This window comes from Methyloversatilis sp. S146-33 (assembly GCF_059552495.1).
The window spans coordinates 1-23,009 of record NZ_JCANOT010000016.1; the positions used below are offsets into that span (position 1 = coordinate 1).

The 23,009-nt window shown below is 67.3% G+C and carries 17 protein-coding genes and 1 tRNA gene; 7 read left to right on the forward strand and 11 right to left on the reverse strand.

Going from position 1 to position 23,009, the window contains the following annotated elements:
* Positions 1-192: 192 nt before the first annotated feature.
* The 3 genes from fdhF to AC51BJ_RS03890 all read right to left on the reverse strand — a co-directional run bounded on the left by fdhF (position 193) and on the right by AC51BJ_RS03890 (position 5,775).
* A complete protein-coding gene (gene fdhF / locus AC51BJ_RS03880) occupies positions 193-2,997 on the reverse strand; it encodes a formate dehydrogenase subunit alpha (RefSeq protein ID WP_496279381.1) in 2,805 nt (934 codons plus the stop codon).
* A gap of 16 nt (positions 2,998-3,013) precedes the next feature.
* Positions 3,014-4,702 (reverse strand): NAD(P)H-dependent oxidoreductase subunit E, encoded by a 1,689-nt coding sequence (locus tag AC51BJ_RS03885; protein ID WP_496279382.1) that lies wholly within the window; start codon positions 4,700-4,702, stop codon positions 3,014-3,016.
* A gap of 98 nt (positions 4,703-4,800) precedes the next feature.
* The gene (locus tag AC51BJ_RS03890; RefSeq protein WP_496279383.1) at positions 4,801-5,775 is read right to left on the reverse strand and encodes an MBL fold metallo-hydrolase; all 975 of its coding nucleotides are present in this window, start codon (positions 5,773-5,775) and stop codon (positions 4,801-4,803) included.
* 135 nt (positions 5,776-5,910) lie between these two features.
* Between AC51BJ_RS03890 and AC51BJ_RS03895 the strand changes: the two genes are divergently transcribed.
* Entirely contained in the window at positions 5,911-6,264 is a 354-nt protein-coding gene (locus AC51BJ_RS03895) for a hypothetical protein (RefSeq protein WP_496279384.1), read from the forward strand.
* A gap of 49 nt (positions 6,265-6,313) precedes the next feature.
* Here the strand turns inward: AC51BJ_RS03895 and AC51BJ_RS03900 are convergent, their stop codons facing one another.
* Positions 6,314-7,138 carry a quinoprotein dehydrogenase-associated SoxYZ-like carrier gene (locus AC51BJ_RS03900; RefSeq protein ID WP_496279385.1) on the reverse strand — a complete coding sequence of 275 codons (825 nt, stop codon included), beginning with the start codon at positions 7,136-7,138 and terminating at the stop codon, positions 6,314-6,316.
* Between the two features lie 311 nt (positions 7,139-7,449).
* Positions 7,450-8,295 (reverse strand): quinoprotein relay system zinc metallohydrolase 2, encoded by an 846-nt coding sequence (locus AC51BJ_RS03905; RefSeq protein WP_496279386.1) that lies wholly within the window; start codon positions 8,293-8,295, stop codon positions 7,450-7,452.
* Positions 8,296-8,457: 162 nt separating this feature from the next.
* Between AC51BJ_RS03905 and AC51BJ_RS03910 the strand changes: the two genes are divergently transcribed.
* The 3 genes from AC51BJ_RS03910 (at position 8,458) to AC51BJ_RS03920 (ending at position 14,284) form a co-directional block, all read left to right on the forward strand.
* Positions 8,458-9,846 carry a TolC family protein gene (locus AC51BJ_RS03910; RefSeq protein ID WP_496279387.1) on the forward strand — a complete coding sequence of 463 codons (1,389 nt, stop codon included), beginning with the start codon at positions 8,458-8,460 and terminating at the stop codon, positions 9,844-9,846.
* Positions 9,843-10,889, forward strand: coding sequence for an efflux RND transporter periplasmic adaptor subunit (locus AC51BJ_RS03915; RefSeq protein WP_341929615.1), 1,047 nt, complete (start codon positions 9,843-9,845; stop codon positions 10,887-10,889). The genes AC51BJ_RS03910 and AC51BJ_RS03915 overlap by 4 nt, the downstream gene beginning before the upstream one ends.
* Before the next feature lie 233 nt (positions 10,890-11,122).
* A complete protein-coding gene (locus AC51BJ_RS03920) occupies positions 11,123-14,284 on the forward strand; it encodes an efflux RND transporter permease subunit (RefSeq protein ID WP_496279388.1) in 3,162 nt (1,053 codons plus the stop codon).
* Between the two features lie 241 nt (positions 14,285-14,525).
* Here AC51BJ_RS03920 and AC51BJ_RS03925 read toward each other — a convergent pair whose 3' ends face one another.
* Complete coding sequence (locus AC51BJ_RS03925) at positions 14,526-15,005, reverse strand: DUF6647 family protein (protein ID WP_496279389.1); 480 nt, start codon at positions 15,003-15,005, stop codon at positions 14,526-14,528.
* A gap of 92 nt (positions 15,006-15,097) precedes the next feature.
* Here AC51BJ_RS03925 and AC51BJ_RS03930 point away from each other — a divergent pair, with 92 nt between their 5' ends.
* Positions 15,098-15,541 carry a putative toxin-antitoxin system toxin component, PIN family gene (locus AC51BJ_RS03930; protein WP_496279390.1) on the forward strand — a complete coding sequence of 148 codons (444 nt, stop codon included), beginning with the start codon at positions 15,098-15,100 and terminating at the stop codon, positions 15,539-15,541.
* A gap of 171 nt (positions 15,542-15,712) precedes the next feature.
* Positions 15,713-17,965 carry a TonB-dependent receptor family protein gene (locus AC51BJ_RS03935; RefSeq protein WP_496279391.1) on the forward strand — a complete coding sequence of 751 codons (2,253 nt, stop codon included), beginning with the start codon at positions 15,713-15,715 and terminating at the stop codon, positions 17,963-17,965.
* Here AC51BJ_RS03935 and AC51BJ_RS03940 read toward each other — a convergent pair.
* The 5 genes from AC51BJ_RS03940 to senB form a co-directional block, all read right to left on the reverse strand.
* On the reverse strand, positions 17,953-18,741 hold the full coding sequence (locus tag AC51BJ_RS03940; RefSeq protein ID WP_496279392.1) for a TatD family hydrolase: 789 nt from the start codon (positions 18,739-18,741) through the stop codon (positions 17,953-17,955). The genes AC51BJ_RS03935 and AC51BJ_RS03940 overlap by 13 nt on opposite strands.
* A 127-nt stretch (positions 18,742-18,868) precedes the next feature.
* On the reverse strand, positions 18,869-19,096 hold the full coding sequence (locus AC51BJ_RS03945; protein WP_019918139.1) for a YMGG-like glycine zipper-containing protein: 228 nt from the start codon (positions 19,094-19,096) through the stop codon (positions 18,869-18,871).
* Positions 19,097-19,552: 456 nt separating this feature from the next.
* Positions 19,553-19,637 (reverse strand) — tRNA-Leu (locus tag AC51BJ_RS03950).
* Positions 19,638-19,677: 40 nt separating this feature from the next.
* Complete coding sequence (gene selD / locus AC51BJ_RS03955) at positions 19,678-20,745, reverse strand: selenide, water dikinase SelD (protein ID WP_496279400.1); 1,068 nt, start codon at positions 20,743-20,745, stop codon at positions 19,678-19,680.
* A 26-nt stretch (positions 20,746-20,771) separates the two neighbouring features.
* Positions 20,772-21,761, reverse strand: a complete 990-nt coding sequence (senB, locus tag AC51BJ_RS03960; protein ID WP_496279393.1) for a selenoneine biosynthesis selenosugar synthase SenB — start codon at positions 21,759-21,761, stop codon at positions 20,772-20,774.
* A 13-nt stretch (positions 21,762-21,774) separates the two neighbouring features.
* Between senB and senA the strand changes: the two genes are divergently transcribed.
* Positions 21,775-22,998, forward strand: coding sequence for a selenoneine synthase SenA (gene senA / locus AC51BJ_RS03965; RefSeq protein ID WP_496279394.1), 1,224 nt, complete (start codon positions 21,775-21,777; stop codon positions 22,996-22,998).
* The last annotated feature ends 11 nt before the right edge of the window (positions 22,999-23,009 follow it).

The following is a 23,009-nucleotide window of genomic DNA, read 5'->3' on the forward strand; positions in this document are numbered from 1 at the left end:
ACCGCGACACGGCCGTTGCATACCGCAGGTTTCTGTTCAGGCCGCTGTCGGGGTCAGAAGACCCCTCCCACAGAATCCCAGCCCAAGCTTCGGCACCGACCCCTTTCGGGGGCAGAAGCCCCCCACACGAGCGCTGATCAAGGCAAAAAAACCGGGGCATCTGGCCCCGGTTTTCTCTGTTGCTGCGACCGCTTACGCCGTCACCGGCTTCGCCTGGCCGCCGCCGTAGGTCGACAGCTGGGTCGGCGTGCCGCCCTTCTTCAGACGCACAGCGCAGTACTTGAACTCCGGAATCTTGCCGAAGGGGTCGAGCGCCGGATTGGTGAGCATGTTCGCCGCCGCTTCGTAGTACGCGAACGGAATGAACACGGAACCGACCGGTACGTGCGGGTCGATGCGCACGTACAGTGCGATCTTGCCGCGGCGCGATTCGACGGTGACCACATCGCCCGCCTTCACCTTCAGCTTGGCGACGTCCTCCGGATGCACGGTGACCGTAGCGATCGGCTCGATGCTGTCGAGCACCGACGCGCGACGGGTCATCGAGCCGGTATGCCAGTGCTCCAGCTGACGGCCGGTGATGAGCACCATCGGGTACTCGGCGTCAGGCTTCTCGTTGGCCGTGATGAGCTTGGCCGGTACCAGCTTGGCGCGGCCGTTCGGGGTCGGGAACTTGTCGATGAACACGACTTCGTCGCCCGGATCGCCCACGTTCTCGCACGGGTAGGTGACCGAGTGCTCGGCCTCCAGACGTTCCCACGTGATGCCGGCGATCGAGTGCATCGCTTTGCGCATTTCGTTGAACACGTCCTTCGAGCCGCCGTAGTTCCAGTCCAGGCCGAGACCACGGGCCATTTCCTGGATGATCCACAGATCCTGACGAGCGTCGCCCGGCGGATTGATGGCGGCACGGCCCAGTTGCACCTGACGGTCCGTGTTGGTGAAGGTCGCGGTCTTCTCGGGGAAGGCCGAGGCCGGCAGCACCACGTCGGCGAAGTAGGCGGTTTCGGTCAGGAAGATGTCCTGCACCACCAGCCAGTCGAGCTTGGCCAGCGCGTCGCGGGCGTGGTCGACGTCCGGGTCGGACATCGCCGGGTTCTCGCCCATGATGTAGCAGCCGTGCAGCTTGCCGGCGTGGATCGCGTCCATGATCTCGACCACGGTCAGACCCGGGTTCGGGTCGAGCGTGGTGCCCCACAGTTCTTCGAACTTCTGACGGATGGTCTGGTTGCCGACCGCCTGGTAGTCCGGGAACACCATCGGAATCAGGCCGGCGTCAGACGCGCCCTGCACGTTGTTCTGGCCGCGCAGCGGATGCAGGCCGGTACCGCGGCGACCAATCTGGCCGGTCATCATGACCAGCGAAATCAGGCAGCGCGCGTTGTCGGTGCCGTGCACGTGCTGCGACACGCCCATGCCCCACAGGATCATCGAGGCCTTCGAGGTGGCGAACATGCGCGCGACCTCGCGCAGCGTTTCCGCCGGGATGCCGCAGATCTTGGCCATCTTCTCGGGCGAGAAGTCGGCCACGTTCTTCTTCAGTTCCTCGAAGCCCGAGGTACGGTCCTTGACGAAGGCTTCATCGACCAGACCTTCCTCGATGATGGTGTGCATCATCGCGTTCAGCATGGCCACGTCGGTGTCCGGCTTGAACTGCAGGAAGTGGGTGGCGTAGCGCTGCAGATCGTTGCGACGCGGATCGCACACGATGAGCTTGGCGCCGTTGCGCACAGCGTTTTTCATCCAGGTCGCGCCGACCGGGTGGTTCACCAGCGGGTTCGAACCGATCAGGAAGATCACTTCCGAGTGCAGCACGTCGCGCACCGGGTTGGACACGGCGCCGGAGCCGACCGCTTCGAGCAGCGCGGCGACCGACGAGGCGTGGCACAGGCGGGTGCAGTGATCGACGTTGTTGGTGCCGAAGCCGGTACGCACCAGCTTCTGGAACAGGTAGGCCTCTTCGTTCGAGCCCTTGGCCGAGCCGAAGCCTGCCAGCGCGTTCGGGCCCTTGCTGTCGCGGATCTCGCGCAGCTTGCCCGAGGCCAGCGCCAGCGCCTCTTCCCAGCTCGCTTCACGGAAGGCGGTCAGCGGGTTGGCCGGGTCGACCACGAAGTCCTTGTGCTTGGGCGCGTCAGCGCGACGGATCAGCGGCTTGGTCAGGCGCTGCGGGTGACGCGCGTAGTCGAAGCCGAAGCGGCCCTTCACGCACAGACGTTCCTCGTTGGCCGGGCCGTCGCGGCCAGTCACCATCAGTATCTTGTCGTCCTTGACGTGATAGGTCAGCTGACAGCCGATGCCGCAGTACGGGCAGACCGAATCGACCTTCTTGTCCGGCGTCACCATGCCGACACCGCCGGCCGGCATCAGCGCGCCGGTCGGGCAGGCCTGCACGCATTCGCCGCAGGCCACGCAGGTCGAGGCACCCATCGGATCGTCCTGGTCGAACACGATCTTCGACGCGGAACCACGGAAGGCGTAGCCGATTACGTCGTTGCCCTGCTCTTCACGGCAGGCGCGCACGCAGCGGTTGCACTGAATGCAGGCGTCGAGGTTCACGCTCATCGCCGGGTGCGACTCGTCGCACTTCGGTTGTTCGCGCGCTTCGAAGCGCGAGTCGGTCACGCCCAGCTTGCCGGCCCAGTAGGCCAGTTCCGAATCCGGCTTGTAGGTCTTGTCCGGCATGTCGGACAGCAGCAGCTCGACCACCATCTTCTGCGCCTTCACGGCGCGCTCGGATTCGGCCTTCACCTTCATGCCGGGCGTCGGCGCGCGGCAGCAGCTCGGGGCGAGCACGCGCTCGCCTTCGATCTCGACGACGCAGGCGCGGCAGTTGCCGTCCGGACGGTAGCCGTCCTTGTAGCAGAGGTGCGGAATGTCCACACCCTGGCGGGCAGCCGCCTGGATGATGGTTTCGCCCACACGGGCTTTCATCGTCTGCCCGTCGAGCGTGAATTCGATGCTTTCCGCGGCGACCGCGGGATCAAGAGGTGCGTTCATATGGAGTGCCGTCCCTTCACTTGATTTCGTCAGGGAAATACTTGATCACGCAGCGCACCGGGTTCGGTGCCGCCTGCCCGAGACCGCAGATCGACGCATCGACCATGGTCTGCGACAGTTCCTCGACCAGCGCGGTGTCCCACACCGGCTTGTCGATCAGCGTGTTCATCTTCGAGGTGCCGACGCGGCAGGGCGTGCACTGGCCGCAGGACTCGTGCTCGAAGAAGTGCATCATGCTGCGCGCGGCGTCGGTCGCCGTGTCCTTGTCGGACAGGATGATGACCGCGGCCGAGCCGATGAAGCAGCCGTGGGGCTGCAGCGTGTCGAAGTCGAGCGGAATGTCGCCCATCGACGCCGGCAGGATGCCGCCCGAGGCGCCGCCCGGCAGGTAACCGTAGAACTCGTGGCCGTCGAGCATGCCGCCGCAGTATTCGGCGATCAGCTCCTTGACCGAGATACCGGCCGGCGCCAGATGCACGCCCGGCTTCTTCACCCGGCCGGACACCGAGAACGAGCGCAGGCCCTTGCGACCGTTGCGGCCCTGGCTGGAGAACCACTCCGGACCCTTCTCGACGATGTCGCGCACCCAGAACACGGTTTCCATATTGTGTTCGAGCGTCGGGTAGTTGAAGAGGCCGACCTGGGCGACGTAAGGCGGACGCAGACGCGGCATGCCGCGCTTGCCTTCGATCGATTCGATCATCGCCGACTCTTCGCCGCAGATGTAGGCGCCCGCGCCGCGGCGCAGGTGGATGGGCGGCAGCGCACAGGGCGGGTCCGCCAGCAGCTTCTTCAGTTCCTTCTGCAGCAGTTCGCGCACGTGGGCGTATTCGTCGCGCAGATAGATGTAGACCTCGCCGATGCCAACGCAGTAGGCGGCGATCAGCATGCCTTCGAGGAAGCGGTGCGGGTCGCGTTCGAGATACCAGCGGTCCTTGAAGGTACCGGGTTCGCCTTCGTCGATGTTCACCGCCATCAGACGCGGGGCCGGCTCGTTGCGCACGATGCGCCACTTGCGGCCAGCGGGGAAGCCGGCGCCGCCGAGGCCGCGCAGGCCGGAATGTTCCATCGCGGTGATCACGGTTTCCGGATCGCGACGACCTTCGACCAGGTCGCGGAACAGCTGGTAGCCACCGGCCTTCAGGTAGGCCTTGTAGCCGATGTACTTCGGTGCCGGCGCGGTCGTTTCCTTCGCCTTCACCGCCGCCTTGACCGCCGCTTCGGTGGCGCCACCGAGCGCGTTCTGGCCGACAACGACCACCGGCGCCTGTTCGCAGCGACCGACACAGGGCGCCGGAATGACGCGCACCTTGGTGCCGAGGATGCCCGGCAGCTTGTGCAGCAGTTCGTCGGCACCGGCCATCGCGCACGACAGCGTTTCGCAGACGCGCACCGTCAGTTCCGGCGGTGCGGCTTCGCCTTCGCGGACCACGTCGAAGTGGTGATAGAAGGTCGCGACCTCATAGACCTCGGCCTGCGACATCTTCAGTTCCGCCGCCAGGGCAGCCAGATGACGAGCGTGGACGGCGCCAATATTGTCCTGCAGCAGGTGCAGGCATTCGATCAGCAGGTCGCGACGGCGCGGCATCCTGCCGAGCAGCGCACGGACCTCGTCCACCGCCTTCTGGTCAAGCGCGCGCCCTTTGGGCGTCGGCTTGACCATGCGGCGCATCTGTTCCAGCGGGATGGAAAACGGTTCCGACATTTACGGTGATCCTCTTCAGTCAGTTCGTTGTGCGTGACTTCTTCGCTTTTGTCCGCGATGTAGTTTTCGGGGCGCCTGTACCGACGCCCTCGCATTGTTCAGTGCTGTCCTTCTTCCGGTCCTGCGCCCTTGTCCGTCAGTGCGCCGAACTCGCCCTGCTCCCGGTGCAGATAGGCGAAATGCACGTTCCGCCGGTGCCACACCGCATACCCGTACCAATCATTGAAGCCGACGGCCTCGACCTTCTCCAGCGATTCGAGCAGCGACACACCCTGCTCGAACAGCGCATCGACCTGCGCGATCAGCGTGTCGAGATAGCGGCGCGGCGCCTCCAGCACCTCGCGGCCTCCCGGTGCGCCGTGCGCCGGCACCACCTGCTTCACGTCCATCCGACCCAGCTGCGCCAGCGCGTCGCGCCAGCCGCGCTCCTGCGCGTTGTACAGATCGGGCAGATAGCGCGCGGCGCCCAGCTCGCCGGCAAAAAGTGTTCCTGTTGCCTCGTCGAGCAGCGCCGTCGCACCGGGCTGGAAGGTGTGGCCGAAATGAAGCAGCTTCAGCCTGCGCGAAACGCCGGGCAGATGGCCCGTGCCTTCGAACACCACCGTCGCCGGTGTCGGTTCGGTACTCGACATCATATTTTCGCCCAGTGCCGCGGTCAGGCGCTCGACACAGGTGTGGCAACTGGCCCGGATGAAGCGGTCTGTTTCAATCTGCGCCGCAACCGGCACACCCCGTGACACAAAAAAACCGTTGCCCAGCACGTGGTCGCCGCCACCGTAGAGATTGACCGCGGCGATCACCGGTTTGCCGAATCGCGATTCGACGAAGGTTTTCAGGTGCTGCGCGAAGCGGTGGCTGGTGCCGGTGCCGATCAGCACCAGACCGCGCGCGTCCTCGATCACGCCGATATTGGTGACGAAACCGGCGTTTTCGGCCGTCACTTCGAAGGACGGCGCCGGCAGCACGTGCACGCCGTCGGCCAGCGTGCGCACGGTCAGCGCCGGCAAGGTCTGCGCCTGCAGCGCCGCCGCGGGCAGGAACCAGAAAATCGCGATGACCGCGCGGCGCAACAAGGAAAGAATCCCGCGAAACTTGGGCATACCGACGGTGGTCTTCAGCGCTGTGCTAGCCTTTTCTGCACCCGACGAGGCCGAGCCACCGAGGTTCGCAGATAACAAGTCCGTCGATAACAATTGAGGAGAACCGGTTTGAACGTCCATCGTTTCCAGATCACTGTCGCCACGCTCGCCGCCCTGCTCGCACCGGGGCTGGTTTCTGCAGCGAACGACTACCCGACATCGTCGCGCGTCGAATTCGCGCTCGAATGCCTGCAGACCTATGGCAACAATCACGAGTACATCTACAAGTGTTCGTGCCTTATCGACGAGATCGCCGAAAAGCTGAATTACGACGAATACGTCGAACTGTCGAGCTTCAGCCGCTCGTCGGGCATGAGCGGTGAGCGCGGCGGCATGTTCCGCGGCACCGACCAGACCAAGGACGCGGTCAAGAAATACATGGGCATCGTGTCCGAGTCAAAGAAGCGCTGCTTCATCAAGTGATGCCCGTTGCGGCCGGCGTCGCCGGCCGTACACCGCCTGTCCGCGGCGCTCAGCTGCCGCCCTTCATGCCCGGCCGGATGGCCACTGCGCTCTCGAACTTCAGGTCCTTCGAATCGACGATGACCGCCTTCAGTTCGCCCTCGCCCTTGGGCACGAACCAGAAGCGGAAGTTGGGGTTCTCGCTGATCGAGAAATCGACGTCGGCAGTCATCACCGGCTCACCGGCGTAGCTCACCTCGACCCGGCGCACGAAATGCGGCGGCACGTAGAGGCGCGTCAGCTGGTCCATCGCCAGACCTGAACTGTTCGGATGGCTGATCATCAGCTGTGCCGCGCTCGGCTGACCGGCGACGGCGTCGTCGTCGAGCTTGAGCTTCATCTTGCCCAGACGCGCCATCGCCTCTTCCTGATCCTTGCCGGCCGGCGCCGAACAGCCACCCGACGCCTTCACGTAGCGGCGCGCCATATAGACCTTGCCGTCACTGGTTTCGGCCAGCGCGCGCACCCAGCTGTAAGCCTCGATGCGCACCCGCGTCTCGATGTCGGCGCGCCCGGCAATGGGCGAGAAGGTGAAGGTGCCACCGATAGGCGACGGGTTCTCGTCGATCACGAGGTGCACCTTGCTGACGTGCACACCGCCCGGTTGCTGCTTCGTGCGCACCGCCAGCGGCACCACCGCGGCGTCCTCCGCCCGCACCGGTGCTTCCAGTTCGATCACCTTGCCGGCGGTGTCGTCGATCACCGGGCGATCACCGACCAGCAGCATCTTCACTTTGCCCCAGATCGCCGTGTCGGACCCATCGTCGGCCGCCTGGACACCGGCGACCCACATGAAACCGGCCAGCAGAAAAGCCAGCCTGCGCGAAATACTCATGTTCTTCTCCTCCAGATGGACTGCTCCGCGACGATCAGTCTGACGCCGATCGCTCGATTGTTCTGTAACCCAGGTCGCCCAGCCGCCGCGCACCTGCATCCGACGAAGTCTCTTTGTGGGAGCGGCCTTGGCCGCGACAGTGCCGACGCATGTCGCACAGTTCGGCACAAGCCGCTGTCGGGGTCAGAAGACCCCTCCCACAACAGCCCCGCTCCGCGACCGCGCGTCTCCTGTGGGAGCGGCCTTGGCCGCGACAGAGCCTTCACATCATCGCCGTCCTCCCACCGCAGGCGCACTACGCCCCGCCAACCTCAATCTTCCCACTCCAGCTCGGCGTACGCCGCGGTGACGTTGCGCTTGTGGAACAGGTCGGCCAGTTCCCAGTTGCCAACCTGGTCGCGCGCCACCTCGTCCGCCGCCTGCGCCAGCTTGCGGCCGGCCTTGATGGCCGCCCTCGTTTGATCGGCAAGGGCCTGCAGGTAGTTCCCCTGTTTCGCAAACGCCTCCCGCCAAGCCGGTCCGGCGTCACCGTGCCCGGACACGACGCGCTTCACGTCGAGCGCGGCAAGTTGCGCATTCACCTTGATCCAGCCCAACAGCTTGCCGTCCACCACCGGCATGTGACCGACGAACAGCAGGTCGCCCGCGAACAGCGTGCCGCTCGTTTCGTCGAGCACGGTGAGGTCGTTGTCGGTGTGCGCGGTCGGCCAGGCGCGCAGACGCAGCACGCGTCCGCCGAGGTCCAGCGTGTCTTCACCGCTGACGGTACGTGTCGGCGCGACCAGTTCCAGCCCGCGCCCGGCGTCGCCCATCAGGCGTTCGGCGGAGGCGATGTAGTTGCGGCCGCGCGCCGCCAGCGCCGCCGGCAGCTTGGCGTGGCCGACGAATTCGGGCTTGTCGGCGACGAAAGCCTGGTTGCCCAGCACGTGATCCGGGTGCACATGCGTGTTGATCACGTAACAGACGGGCAAGGCGGTCTTCTGTCGCACGCTCTCGCGCAGCGCGGCCCCCACGGACGGAGACCCGCCAGTGTCGATCACCGCGACGCAGCGACTGCCGACGACGAAACCAAGGTTCGAAATTGCACCGCGGTTGTGAGCATCCTGCTCGGCGGTGACACCATTGAACACGAACACGCCCGGCGCGAGCTCCTTCATCGGCAGCGTCTCCGCCGCCATCGAAGCGCTCAACGTCAGCGCGATCAGCCCACCCACCATCGACCGCCACAGGCGCCCGGCAACGGCGCTTGCGGATTTGCACTCAACTGTCAGCATCGTTAGCATTCGGCGTCCATACGCGGCCCAGAATAACAAATCAGGATGCAGCGCCTCACCTCACTTCTTCCACTGCTGCTGCCGCTTCTGGCCCTGTCCGGTTGTGCCATGCAACACGTGGAGCCGGCGCCGCTGCAGCCCGAAGCGTCGCAATCGGCTTTCCGCCAACGCCAGCTGACCGATGCGCGGACGCGCGACTTCCTGGCGCAGCGCAATATGGATGTCGCGCAATGGCCGCCGGCGAAGTGGGCGCCCGAGCAACTGGTGCTGGCCGCCCTCGACCGTCACCCGGCCACCGCGCAAGCACGTGCCCGCGCCCAGCTCGCCCGCGCCGAGCTGCAGACCGCCGGCCTGAAGCCGCGGATGTCGCTGGCGCCCGAGATCGAACGTACCAACGAGCGCGACCCCGGCCAGTCGGCCTGGAGTGTCGGACTGGCGCTGGACCTCGCGATCACCGGACAGTCAGTGCGCGAAGCGCGCATCGAGCGCGCCCGCCTGCTGGCCGACAGCGCACTCCTCGACGAAGCAGACGCAGCATGGACCATACGCAGTAACGCACGCCGCGCCCTGCTCGAACTGTGGTCAGCCAGCGAAGAACTGAAACTGCTGGACCGCCTGGTCGTGAGCTGGCTGGACGCGCAGGCGGCAATGCAGAAGCGCTACGACCTCGGCGCCGCCGACGCGCTCGATCTGACGACGACGCGCACCGCCGCCGCGCAGGCGGAGTCGCGCTACGTGCTGACCGAGCAGCGGCAGATCCGCGCCCGCGGCGAACTGGCGCAGGCGCTCGCCTTGCCACTGTCGGCGATCGACGCGCTGACGCTCGATTTCGACGAATTCGAACAGCCGCCGCCGTTGCCCGCCGACGACGTGCTGCGCAGCGCGGTAACGCTGGACCGCATCGATCTGCGCCGCGCGCTGGCCCGCCACGCCGCTGCCGAAGCCGGCCTGCAGGTGGAACTGCGCGCGCAATACCCGGAAATCCGGTTGCAGCCCGGTCTGTTGTGGGACCAAGGTGCGACCGTCTGGAAACTCGGCGCTTCGCTGCCGCTGTTCGCCGCGCAGCGCCAGGCCGGCCCGATCGCCGAAGCCGTCGCGCGACGCGAGATCGCGGCGCAGGACTTCCTACTGCTGCAATCGCAGGCGCTTGCCGCGCTCGATCTCGCGCGCGCCCGGGTGAAGGCCGCCACGCTCGATACCGATGGCGCCGAAGCGGAACACGACGAGGCGCGGCTGCAGCTCACCCGCACCGAACAGCGCTTCACCCGCGGCGACGCCGACCGGCTCGACCGCGTGCTCGCCCTCACCCGCCTGCTCGAAGCCGACATCCGGCTGCTGCAGGCGCGCGCCCGCACACTGGCTTCGCGCCTCGCGCTCGAAGACGCCATGCAGCGCCCGCTTGCCGCCGGCGCCGCCACGGAAGGACAGCCATGAAAGCACTGACACCGCACCGCGCGATGTTCCTGATGGGTCTGCTCATCATTGCCCTGGTCTGGGCGCTCATCTATTACGCACGCGACGAATGGAAGCTCTACGAAGCGCCGGCCGACGACGACATCGCCGTGCCTTCGCTGGTCGAACGCGACGAGAGCGGCATGAGCAGCGTCAAGCTGACGGCCGCGGCGCAGAAGGCGAGCGGCATCGAGGTCGGCCAGCCACTGACCGTGCGCGCCGGCACCGAGCGCGAGGCGCAGGCAGCCGTGCTCGACGTCGAGCCGCTGTTCGCGCTGCGCGCGCAACTGCAGGAAGCTCGCGCCGACATCGCCCGACTCGCTTCGCAACTGGCCCGCTCGGAAGCCGAACGCGACCGCATCCAGGCGCTGTACAGCGACGACCGCAACGCGTCGGAGCGCGCATTGCAGACCGCACGCAGCCAGGCCGAACAGGATCGTGGCGCACTGGCCGCTGCGCGCGCCCGCGCCGACGGTCTGCACGCGCGTCTGGTGCAGGGCTGGGGCGCACTCGGCGGCACCGCATCCGGTGAAGCGCCGCCCGAACTGGACAAGCTGGCCGACCGCCGCGCCTCGCTGGTGGCGATCGCATTGCGTGGCGCCGGCGACGCGCCGCCGACCATGCAGCTGCGCCTGCCCGACGGCGACGAATCGATCGAAGCGCGGCGCATCGGTCTGGCCCCGCGCAGCCTGGCGCACGCGGCCGGCGAAACCTGGCTGTACAAGACCGAGCGCGTGCTGCCCACCGGCACCCGTCTCGCCGCGCGCGGCGTCACCGGCACCACGGTGCTCCATCTGGTGCCGAACAGCGCGGTCGTCTGGTACGCCGGCCTGCCGTGGATCTATGTGCGCGACGACGACGAGCCGGAAGAATTCATCCGCCAGGCCCTGCCCGCCGAATCGCAGCGCCCCGACGGCTGGCTTGCGCCGGCACTGGAAGACGACGCCCGCGTGGTCACCCGCGGCGCGCAACTGCTGCTGTCGGAAGAGCTGAAGCACACGCTGGCGGACGAGAACGATGATTGACCGTCTGCCGGCGGGATCGCGGATTTCGCCCGCGCTCGCACACCGTTCGCCCGCCTCTCGCGATGCCGCGACCAGAATCGCGGCGAGGCGCCGCTCCCACAAAGACCCGCGCCGTCCGTCGCTCGGAACCCCGTGGGAGCGGCGCCCCCGCCGCGATGCGGCCGCGCATCACATGCCTGCGGCGATCGTCCGGCTGACACGCTGGCTGGCGCCACAGGCGGCAGGTGCCCGCAATGATTGAAGCCATCGTCCGCTTCTCCGTCCGCCGGCCCGGCATCGTGCTGGCGCTGGCGCTGGTGCTGACCATCTACGCCGTCAGCCGCATGGCCGACGCGCGGCTGGACGTGTTTCCGGAGTTCGCGCCGGCGCAGGTCGTGATCCAGACCGAAGCGCCCGGACTGCCGGCCGACCTGGTCGAAACCCGGGTCACCACGCCGATCGAGGCGGCGGTGTCGGGCACGCGCGGGCTGAAGGAACTGCGTTCGCAGTCCATCCCCGGCCTGTCGGTGGTGACCGTCATCTTCGACGAGAAGTCCGACCTGTTCCGCAATCGCCAGCTCGTTGCCGAGCGACTGGGCACGCTGGGTGCGCTGCTGCCGGCCGGCGTCACGCCGGTCATCACGCCGCTTACTTCGTCGGCGTCGACGCTGCTCGGCGTCGGTCTCACCTCGGACAAGCGCAGCTTGATGGACATGCGCTATCTGGTCGATTCGGTCGTGCGCCCGCACCTGCTGGCGGTGCAGGGCGTCGCCGACGTGAATGTGTTCGGCGGCGACGTGCGGCAATGGCAGATACAGCTCGACCCGGCCCGGCTGCGGGCGCTCGGCGTCACGCTGGCCGACGTCGAAACGGCGGCGCGCAGCGCCGCGACAGTCGCCGGTGCCGGCTTCGTCGAGAACGACAATCAGCGCCTGCTGATCGCCATCGACGCCACCCCCTCGACCGCGCGCAGCCTCGAGCAGTTGACCGTGACGCTGCCCGACGGTCGCGCGCTGGCACTGGGCGACATCGGCCGCGTGCGCGAGGCACCCGGTCCGGCCATCAGTGCGGCGCAGATCAATGGCACGCCGGGCGTGTTCATGATGGTGCAAGGCCAGCTCGGCGCAGACACGCTGGGCGTGACGCTCGAACTCGAGAAGGCGCTGGCCGACCTGGCGCCGCTGCTCGAACGCGAACAGCTGGTACTGCATCCGGCGCTGTTCCGGCCGGCCAACTTCATTCAGACCGCGCTCGGCAACGTGCGTGCCGACGTGATCATCGGCGCCTCGCTGGTCATCGTCGTACTCTTCCTCTTCCTCTACAACCTGCGCACCGCCTTCATTTCGGCGGTGGCGATTCCGCTGTCGCTGCTGGCGGCCGTGCTGGTGATGCTGGAGACCGGCGCCAGCCTGAACATCATGGTGCTGGGCGGGCTGGCGATCGCGCTCGGCGAGGTGGTGGACGACGCCATCATCGACTGCGAGAACATCTACCGCCGCTTGCGCGAGAACCGTCACAAGGGCTCACCGGTGGCGACCTGGAAAGTCGTGTTCGACGCGTCGATGGAGGTGCGCAGTTCGGTGGTCTACGCCACCTTCATCGTGGCACTGGTGTTCGTGCCGCTGCTGACGCTGTCGGGCGTCGCGGGCAAGCTGTTCGCACCGCTGGGTACCGCCTACATCCTGGCCATCCTCGCCTCGCTGGTGGTGGCGCTGACCGTCACGCCGGCGATGAGCTGGCTCATGCTCGGCCGACGCGAACTGCCGGACGACGACCCGCCGCTGATCCGCTGGCTCCGCCCGCGCTACGAGCGCACGCTGCGCGCCATCGAGCGCCGGCCGCACGGACTGATCGCCGGCGTCATGTTCATGCTGGCCGGCGGCATCGGCGTACTGCCGCTGTTCGGCGGCGAATTCATCCCGCCGCTGCGCGAAGGTCACTACATCGTGCACCTGTCGACCATCCCGGGCACTGCACCGGGCGAGGTATTGCGCGTAGGTCAGCGGGTGACCGAGAAGATTCTCGAGATCGACGGCGTGAAGTCGGTCGCGCAGTGGGTGGGCCGCGCGCAGAACGGCGCCGACCCCTTCGGCCCGCACTACAGCGAAGTCGAGATCGAGATCGGTCCGCTGCCGGCGAAGGATCAGGAGCGCATCCTGGCCGACATCCGGCGCACCGTCACCGGCGATGACGGCGACGAGGACCGCTCGGACGAGGAAGCGCAGAACACCGTCGGCTTCCCCGGCCTCGCCTTTTCGGTGAATACCTTCCTGACCGAGCGCATCGGCGAAACCGAATCCGGCTTCCCGGCGACGCTGGTGGTGCAGGTGTTCGGCACCAACCTAGACCGCCTCGACGCCGATGCCAGCGCGGTCGCTGGCGCGCTGGCACGGGTGAAAGGCGCGACCGACGTGCAGGTGCTGGCACCGCCGGGCACGCCGGAAATCGTCGTGCGACCGCGGCTGGACAAGCTCGCTGTGTGGCGTCTGTCGCCGGAGGATGTGCTGTCGGCGGCGCAGACCGCCTTTGCCGGACGCAAGGTGAGCGAGGTCTATCGCGGCACGCTGGCGACGCCGCTGGTGGTGACGCTGGACCCCGACCACCGTCGTTCGCCGACCGAAATCGGCCGCCTGCCCTTGCGCACGCCGGACGGCCGGCTGATCGAGTTGCGCGACGTGGCCGACATCGCGGTCGAGAATGGCCGCTACAAGATCCTGCACTCCGGTGGCAAGCGCGTGCAGACCATCACCGCCAACCTCGCGGCGGGCCACGATCTGGGCCGCTTCAGCGACGACGTGCAGCGCACGCTGCGCGAGGACGTGAAGCTTAACCCGGGCAGCTACTACAAGGTGACCGGTGCGGCCGAGGCCCAGGCCCAGGCGCGGCGCGAGCTGGTCACCCACTCGCTGCTCGCCGCCGCCGCCATCGCTGTGCTGCTGATGCTGGCCTTCACCAGCCTGCGCAACCTGATGATCACCTTCGTGAACCTGCCGTTCGCGCTGATCGGCGGCATCCTCGCCGCGCTGGCGGGCGGCGGCTGGCTGTCTCTTGGCTCGGTGGTCGGCTTCGTCACGCTGTTCGGCATCACGCTGCGCAACTCCATCATGCTGGCGTCGCACTACCAGCATCTGGTCGAGCAGGAGGGCCGCCGCTGGAACGTCGATACCGCCATCCTCGGCGCAACCGAGCGTCTGCCATCCATCCTGATGACGGCCCTGGTGACCGGCCTCGGTTTGATGCCGCTGGTGATCGGCTCGGGCGAGCCCGGCCGCGAGATCGAAGGCCCGATGGCCGCCATCATCGTCGGCGGTCTGGCCACCTCGACCCTCCTGAACCTGCTGGTGCTGCCGACGCTGCTGCTGCACTACGGGCGTTTCGAAGCGAAGGAAGAAGACCGGGGCGCCGGGGTGTCGTAAGAGCGGTCTGCCGGCCGCCGGAGCCAGAGCCCGGGGATCCTCTGAGCCCGACAGCGGCCAGCATCGAAGCCTGAGGATGGCCACGGCCGTGTCGGGGTCAGAAGACCTCTCCCACAGGGGGCGGCGCGTGATCGGCGGCCCGAGGCCGGACCGGGACTCTGTGGGGGGGTCTTCTGACCCCGACTGCGGCGCAGGAACGCTCGCGGCGCTGAATCGAGGCCTGCGGCACACCCCGCCCGCGCTACTTCACGATCAGCGGATCGATCATGATGTCGCGCGTGAAGAAGGTGTTCTGCTCGCCAGCGCAGCTCATGAAGCCGAGCGCCTCGCCGAAGCGCAGGAACTGGCCCTCGCGCTTCAGGTAGGCGTTCTGCGCCTGGTAGGCCTCGGTTTCAGTTTTCAGCGTGGTCGGGCAGTCGGCGAAGATGGCGTCGCCGCGGGCCTTGTGCTGCAGCACATGCACCAATTCATGCAGCAGGAAGGAGTTGTCGGCGGCGTTTTCGAGGTCCAGCGTATCGCGCAGGTAGATGACGTAGTGCTCGGTCTCGAAGGTGGCCGCGATATTGGTGCAGCCCGCCGCGGCGTCGGGACAGACTGCCTTCGCCAGTTCGGCTTCCGACAGCACCTGCACCGGCGGCAGCGCGTCGACCGGAATGGGCGGATAGCCGGAAAGCTTGGCTGCGAGGTCGATCAGAAAGGCCAGCAGTTCCTGCGAAACCATGACGCACCTCCTTCAGCCGATGCGCAACAGACCGCGCGCCGGGCGGAAACGTTCGCCGCGGCGACGCCGAAGCCCTACACTGCGCGCCGATCATGAAGGACATCGTGAAGCACATCGTTCTCGACACCAACGCGGTACTCGACCTGCTGCTGTGGCACAACGCCGAACTGGACTGCGTGGCACAGGCGCTGACCGACGGTCGCGCGCGGCTGTCATGTGACGAGGCCTGCCTGCGCGAATTGCGTACCGTGCTGCGCTACGACAAGTTCGGTCTCGACGATGAAGCCGCTGCCCGACTGTACGCCGACTACCTCGCACGGGTCGAACTGCATCCACAGCCCGACCAGCCCGATACCTCACTGCCGCGCTGCCGCGATCGCGAGGACCAGAAGTTCTTCGACCTCGCGGTGCGCAGTAAAGCCGACCTGCTGGTGTCGCGCGACCGCGCCGTGCTGCGCCTCGGCCGGCACCGGCTATGCCCGCCCACGCTGAAGGTGGTCGCACCACCCGCCCTCGCCGCCTTGCTGGAAACGTAAGCCGGTCTTCGGCTGCCCGGCCAGCCGGTTCAAGTTTTTCGTGAGGCTTTGTAAGCAGCGGCTGCCTATACTCGCGCCCGTTCGATCAGGCGCGCACAGACGCGCCGCGCATCCGAGACAGCAGGCCCGCGCAATTGCGCCCGGCCGTAGACACCCAGAGAGAGACCTCCAATGACAACCGTGCTCCGCCACACACCGATTGCCCTCGCCCTTGCGCTGATGGGTCAGACCGCGCTGGCCGCTCCGCCCATCCTCGCCCCGACCGTGGTCATCACCGGCACCCGGGTCGAGCAGAATTCCTTCGACCTGCCAATGGCCATCGATTCGATCGACGCAGCCACCATCCAGGAGCAGCGTGCGACGGTGAATCTGTCCGAGGTGATCAACCGCGTGCCGGGCGTCGCGTCGGCCGGCAAGGAGAACTACACGCAGGAACAGTCGCTGACCATCCGCGGCTTCGGTGCGCGCTCCGCCTTCGGTGTGCGCGGCGTCAAGCTGTTCGCCGACGGCATCCCGGCCAGCACGCCGGATGGCCAGGGCGGCACCGGCCTGTTCGATCTCGCCTCGGCCAGCCGCATCGAAGTGCTGCGCGGCCCCTTCTCCGCGCTGTACGGCAACCATTCGGGTGGCGTAGTGCAGGTGTTCACTGAAGACGGCCCAGAGCGCTTCACGCTGACCCCGAGCTTCCAGTTCGGCAGCTATGACACGGCCCGCTACGGCCTGAAGTTCGGCGACACCATAGGCATTTTCAACTACACCGCCAGCGTGTCCCACTTCCGCACCGACGGCTACCGCGCCTACAGCGAATCCGACAAGGATCAGGCGAACTTCAAGGCGAAGTGGCAGCTTGGCGACCGGTCGACGCTCACCGTCGTCGGCAACTACATGCACCAGCAGGGACAGGACCCGCTGGGCCTGAACCTCGATCAGCTGAACGGTGACCGCCGGCAGCAGGGCACGGGCGCGCTGTCCGGCGCCAACGGCACCCGCAACGCCGAGTTCTTCGGCACGCGTCGCACGCTCGAGAACAGCCAGGGCGGTGTGATCTTCGAGACCGCGCTCACCGATCGAGACACCGTGCGCGCGGCCTTCTTCCTCGGCAACCGGAACAACGCGCAGTACCTGGCCATCAATGCGCTGGTTCAGAACAACATTCGCGCAGCCGGCGGCCTGTCCACCTTTGATCGTGACTACTGGGGTACCAACGTGCGCTGGACGCACAAATACGAGAAGGCGACGATGACGGTCGGCGCCGAGTACGAGCGTGCAGACGAAGACCGCAAGGGTTACCGCAATGGCTTGACCGTCGCCAATGACAATCTGTTCAACGTCAATTACGGCTCGCAGGGCGCGCTCAAGCGAAACGAACTGAACACCGCCGAGCAGAGCGGCATCTTCCTTCAGGGCGAGCTGGAAGCAACCGAGCGGCTTCTGCTGTCCGCCGGAGTACGATATTCGAAGGTCGAGTTCTCGTCCAAGGACAAGTTCGTCTGCACGACCGATGGCGCGGCCTGCAGCGGCTCGACCCTTACCGTCAACACGGGTCTGAACCGCCTTAACCCTGACGACAGCGGCTCCGCCGATTACAGCGACTGGACCTCGACCGTCGGTGCCGTATTCAAGCTGACGCCGACCGCCAATCTTTATGCGAATGCTGGCCAGAGCTTCGAGGCCCCGACGCTGATCGAACTGGCCTATCGCCCGAACGACCAGTCCGGCCTGAACTTCGACCTGAAGCCGTCGACCAGCAATCAGTACGAGATCGGTGTGAAGTCCTACGTCACTGACACCACCCGTATCGACGCTGCAGTGTTCTACATCGACTCCGAGAAGGAGATCGTTACGCAGAGCAATCAGAACGGTCGCGTCGTCTATCAGAACGCTGGTGACACCTCGCGCAAGGGCTTCGAGCTGTCGATCGACTCGCGCCTGACGCAGAACTTCACCGCTTATGCCGCGCTGACGCTGATCGACGCGAAGTTCGAGGATGCCTTCCGCACGTGTCTGGTCGCGCAGTGCGCAAGTACGAACCCGCCGGGCATCACGGCCAACTCGAGCGTCGTGGCCGAAGGCAACAAGATCGCCGGCATCGCCAACAAGTCCTTTTATGGGGAGCTGACCTATCGCCACGCAGGCCTCGGCTTCAACGGCGCCATCGAGTACCGCGCCAGCGGCCGCATGTTCGGTGACGACACCAATCAGGTGCGCGTCGGTGGCTACGGCGTGGCAGCAATCCGCGGCGGCTTCACGCAGAAGCTCGGCGGCTGGCGTGTCAGCGAGTTTGCGCGCATCGACAACCTGTTCGACAAGGACTACGTTGGCTCGGTGTACATCAACGCCGGCGACGCGCTGACCGGTCGCTACTATGCACCGGCCGGCGAGCGCAGCTGGCTCATCGGCATCTCCGCCGCCTACGCGCTGTAAGACGCAGCCAGCCGGGGCAGCACGCGCAGCGCGTTGGCCCCGGTGGCGGCAACCAGTTCGTCGGTCGCCATACCCCGTATGCCGGCGATCACGTGCGCGATGCGCGGGAGATGGGCCGGCTCGTTGCGCTCACCGGCGGCGAATTCCGGCGGGATATCCGGCGCGTCGGTTTCGAGCACGATGGATTCAAGCGGCAGTGCGGTTACCAGGCGGCGCAGATTCAGTGCGCGCTGCCAGGTCACCGCTCCGCCGAAGCCGAGCGCGAAACCCAGCTTGATGAATTCGTCGGCCTGCTGACGGCTGCCGTTGAAGGCATGGGCGATGCCGCCCGGCCCGTTGCGGCCGAACACGGCGCGCAGGTGCTTGAGTATCCGATCCTGACTGCGCCGCACGTGCAGCAGCACCGGCAGGCCGCGTTCGCGCGCAAGCTTCAGCTGGGCGACGAAGTACCACTCCTGCAGTTCGGGATCGATGTCGGTGACGAAGAAATCGAGGCCGATCTCTCCCACCGCGACGACGTCGTGTGCATCCAGTTCCATCGCCAGCCGGTCCAGATCGTCGGGTCTCGCGGCCGGCACGAAGAGCGGATGGATGCCCAATGCAAAGCGCAGATCCGCCTGTCCGTCACACAGTGCTCTCACCCGCCCGAATCCGTCGCGGTCGACCGCCGGCAGCAACATGCAGCCGACGCCGGCGCGGCGTGCGCGCGCGATCATGTCGAAGCGGTCGGCGTCGAATTCGAAGGCATCGAGATGACAGTGGGTGTCGACGAGCATGATCATTTCCGGGAGGCGGAAGCGCACAGCATAGCGCCGCTTCGGGGCCGCACAGAATGACGAAGGGCCGGTGGCACAAACGTGCACCACCGGCCCCGGTATGGCGGCGTCGAAGCGAGCGCGGCGTTCAGCGTTTCTTCTTGCCCATTTCGTTACCGATGGCGCCACCGACGATGGCACCACCCACCGTACCGACAGTGCTGCCCCCGGTCAGCACGGAGCCGGCGACACCACCGGCCGCGGCACCTATCATCGCGTTGCTTTCGCTGCGACTCATACCGGCACAGCCAGTCGTCAGGGCAGCCAGCACGGCCACGATGGATACGGTCTTGAGGGTATGGATCGGCGTTTTCATCGCGTTTCTCCGCAGTCATTGATCGGTCAGCACGCGATGTCGATCGCTCGCGGCTTGATCTGAAGTCTAGGGAGCGATGCGCTGTCACGCGGTAGGCCGGCAACGAAGCGATCTGTCGGCGGAATCCGACGTCTGGCGGGCGTTGTGCGCGGAAGCCGAGCCGGCTGATCGCCTGCACACGCGGATGCCGTCGGAGGGGCCTTCTGACCGCGATAGCAGCAGCCTGTACCGAAGCCGGCGGACCGCGGCCGCCCAGTCGCGGCCAAGGCCGCTCCCACAATGGGAATGCGCCAGCGCCGTGACCCGAGCATGAGCATGAGCATGGGTTGGGTGGGAGCGAGCTTGCTCGCGATTGCAGCCCAAAGCGAAGCCGGCGGTCCGTACCGGCAGTGTCGCCGCCAAGGTCGCGCCCACGGGGGGGCCCAGATGAGGCGCCGGAGCCGGTTGTTCCTGTATTGGTGCCCGGAGCGGGGATCGAACCCGCACGACTTGCGTCGAGGGATTTTAAGTCCCTTGTGTCTACCAATTTCACCATCCGGGCGGACGGAACGGCGGCGAGTATGCCACCGATGTGACCGAAATCAGCGGGCGCGCACGACCGGCGCTGCGCTGCGATCACCGACGCCACCGACCACGGCGGCGGCATCGAAGCCGTGACGGCGGAAGGTGGCGAGCACCGCATCCAGCGCGTCCGGCGTGCAGGACACGAGCAGGCCACCGCTGGTCTGTGGGTCGGTAAGCAGCGCGCGGTCTTCCGGCGCGAAGCCGTCGGCCAGCACGATGCGTTCGCCGTAGCCGGCCCAGTTGCGGTTCGATGCGCCGGTGACGAAGCCCTGCGCGGCGAGTTCGCGCGTGCCGACATGCAGCGGCACCGCCGACCAGTCGATGGCGACGTCGCAGCCCGAGCCGCGCGCCAGTTCGAGCGCGTGGCCGGCGAGGCCGAAGCCGGTCACGTCGGTCAGCGCGTGCACGCCGGGCAACTCCGCCAGATCTGGCCCCGGCGTATTGAGCTTGGTCGTGCTGGCGATCATCCGTGCATAGCCGGCGTCGTCCAGTGCGCCCTTCTTCAGCGCCGCCGACATGACGCCGACGCCCAGCGGCTTGCCCAGCACCAGCACATCGCCCGGCTGTGCGTCGGCATTGCGACGGATGCGGTCCGGATGGGCGATGCCCAGCGCAACCAGACCGTAGATCGCCTCGACCGAATCGATGGTGTGGCCGCCGGCGACGACGATGCCGGCGTCGCGGCAGACCGAGGCACCACCTTCCAGGATGCGGCCTATGGTGGTCGTCGACAGCACGTTGATCGGCATGCCGACCAGCGCCAGCGCGAGGATGGGCCGGCCGCCCATCGCATAGACGTCGCTGATCGCGTTGGTGGCGGCGATGCGACCGAAGTCGAACGGATCATCGACGATGGGCATGAAGAAATCGGTGGTCGCGATCAGCGCCTGTTCGTCGTTGAGGCGATAGACCGCCGCGTCGTCCGACGTTTCGATGCCCACCATCAGTTCCGGCGGCACCGGCATCGCCGCCGTGCGCTTCAGGATGTCGGACAGCACGCCGGGCGCGATCTTGCAGCCACAGCCGCCGCCATGCGAGAGGGAAGTCAGTCGGGGTTCGGTGCTCGCTGCCTGCGCTTCGTTCATCTGTCCATCCAGTTCTTGCGGGGTTGTCATGCGGTCGCGACGCCGTGTCGCGGGCCGAAGGATGCCAGACATCCGTCGACCAGCGCGACCAGTGCCGCGCGCTCTCGTTCGGGCGCGAACAGCGGCGCACGCGCGGCGCACTGGCGGTCGAGCCGGGCCAGCCAGCCGGCGTCGTCGCGTGCGCGGGCGATGCAGGCGGCCAGCGCCGCCGCGTCGTCCACCTCGAAACAGCCGTCGTAGTCCTCGCCGAGCAGGCCGACGTTGCCATCGATGCGCGACGCGATCACCGGCACGCCGCAGCGCACCGCCTCGATCACCGTGTGCGCGCCGCCTTCCATGCGACTCGGATGCACCAGCACGCTGGCGCGCGCCAGCCGACGCAGCGTGTCGCCGTGCGTCAGCCCGCCCAGCCAGCGATAGTGCGGGCATTCCTGCATCAGCGTGCGCGCCTGCTCGCCCAGCGCGGGATCCAACGCCCCGCCGATGTGGTCGATGCGGATATCGGTGCGCGTGCGCAGCCGGCGCACCGCGTCGAACAGCGTGTCCGGCGCCTTCTCGGCGCGCAGGTGGCCTATCATCAGCGCGCGCAGATGGCGCGTCGGCGGTGCAACGCGTGCGCGCGCCGGCGTCGATTGCAGCAGCACGCTGCAGCGTGCGCGCAGCGCCGGCGGCAGCGCACGCGCGCCGAGCGTGTTCAGCGTGATCAGGCGATCGGCTATGGCCAGTGAATGCCGGGCCGAGGCGTCGCAGTCGATGTCGCGGTAAAGATCGGTGCCGGTCAGCGTGAGCAGCAGCGGACGCGACGGGTGTGCCTTCCGCCACGCGGTGGCGGCTGCGGCGGAACGGCGGGCGTGCAGTGCGATCATCAATGCCTCGTCGCCACCCTGCCAGTCGGACGCCAGCCGAACGTCAAAACGCGGCCGCAGCATGGCGGCCCAGCGACGTGCAGTGCGCCAGTTGCCGTTGTTGGCGTCGGCCAGCGCCGGCGTGACGATGACAATGGATGGACGGGACATGGACGTGTGTTCGATGGAGGCCTCAGATCAATCGGCAAGCGCCCGTCGCGGAGACCGCACGGCTCTCGCGGCAGCGCTGCGCGCGAGCCGCGATGACACGCTGGCCCGTTTCGCCGACTATCAGCGCGCCTGCCCGACACTGCGCATCCCGGTTCACGAAACGCTGAATCCGCCGCTGTGGGAGCTGGGCCACATCGGATGGTTCCAGGAATGGTGGACGCTGCGCAATCCGCTTTATCTGAAGGGCGTGCGTGCCGACCCCGATGTCGCGCGCACGCCGCCGCTGCGGGCGAACGCCGACGCGCTGTACGACTCTAGCCGCGTAGCCCACGCCAGCCGCCCCACCCTGCCGCTGCCGGACGCCGACGCCACACTTGACGATCTCGCCCGGCAACTGGACGGTGTCCTCTCGCTGCTGGCGGGCGTGCCGGACGACGGCGACGACGCGCTCTACTTCTTCCGCCTGTCGTTGCTGCACGAGGACATGCACCACGAAGCCGCGCTCTACATGGCGCAACAGCTCGACATCGCGGTGGATGACCCGCGCTGGCAGCCGGCCGCGGCCGGCGCGCGCGACACGCTGTCGCTGCCCGCGGCCCGCCACCTGCTCGGCAGCAGCGGAAACGGCTTCGCCTTCGACAACGAACTGAGCGCGCACGCGATGAGCGTGCCGGCACTGGACATCGACAGCGCCGCGGTGAGCTGGCGCGACTACCTGCCCTTCGTCGATGCCGGCGGCTACGACGACCCGCACTGGTGGAGCAGCGAAGGCTGGCGCTGGCGCACGGCCCAGGGGCGCACGCAGCCGCGCTACCTGAGACGCGCCGGCAGCGGCTGGGAGCGCCGCGTGTATGGCCAGTGGCAGGCGCTTGACGCGGACGCCGCGGCCTGCCATCTGAGCGCCTACGAAGCCGACGCATGGTGCCGCTGGGCCGGCCGCCGGCTGCCGACCGAGGAGGAGTGGGAGTACTCGGCACTGAGCGCTGCACCGAGCGCGGCCGATCGCTTCCGCTGGGGCGCCGTATGGGAATGGACGGCCAGCGATTTCCTGCCCTACCCCGGCTTCGCGCCCCACCCCTACCGCGACTATTCGGCGCCGTGGTTCGGCGACCGCCGCGTGCTGCGCGGCGCCTCCTTCATGACGCAGCCGCGCATGCGCGACCCGCGCTACCGCAACTTCTTCCGGCCCGACCGCGACGACGTGCCGGCCGGTTTCCGCAGCTGCGCGCTCGGCTGATCGGCCTCTCA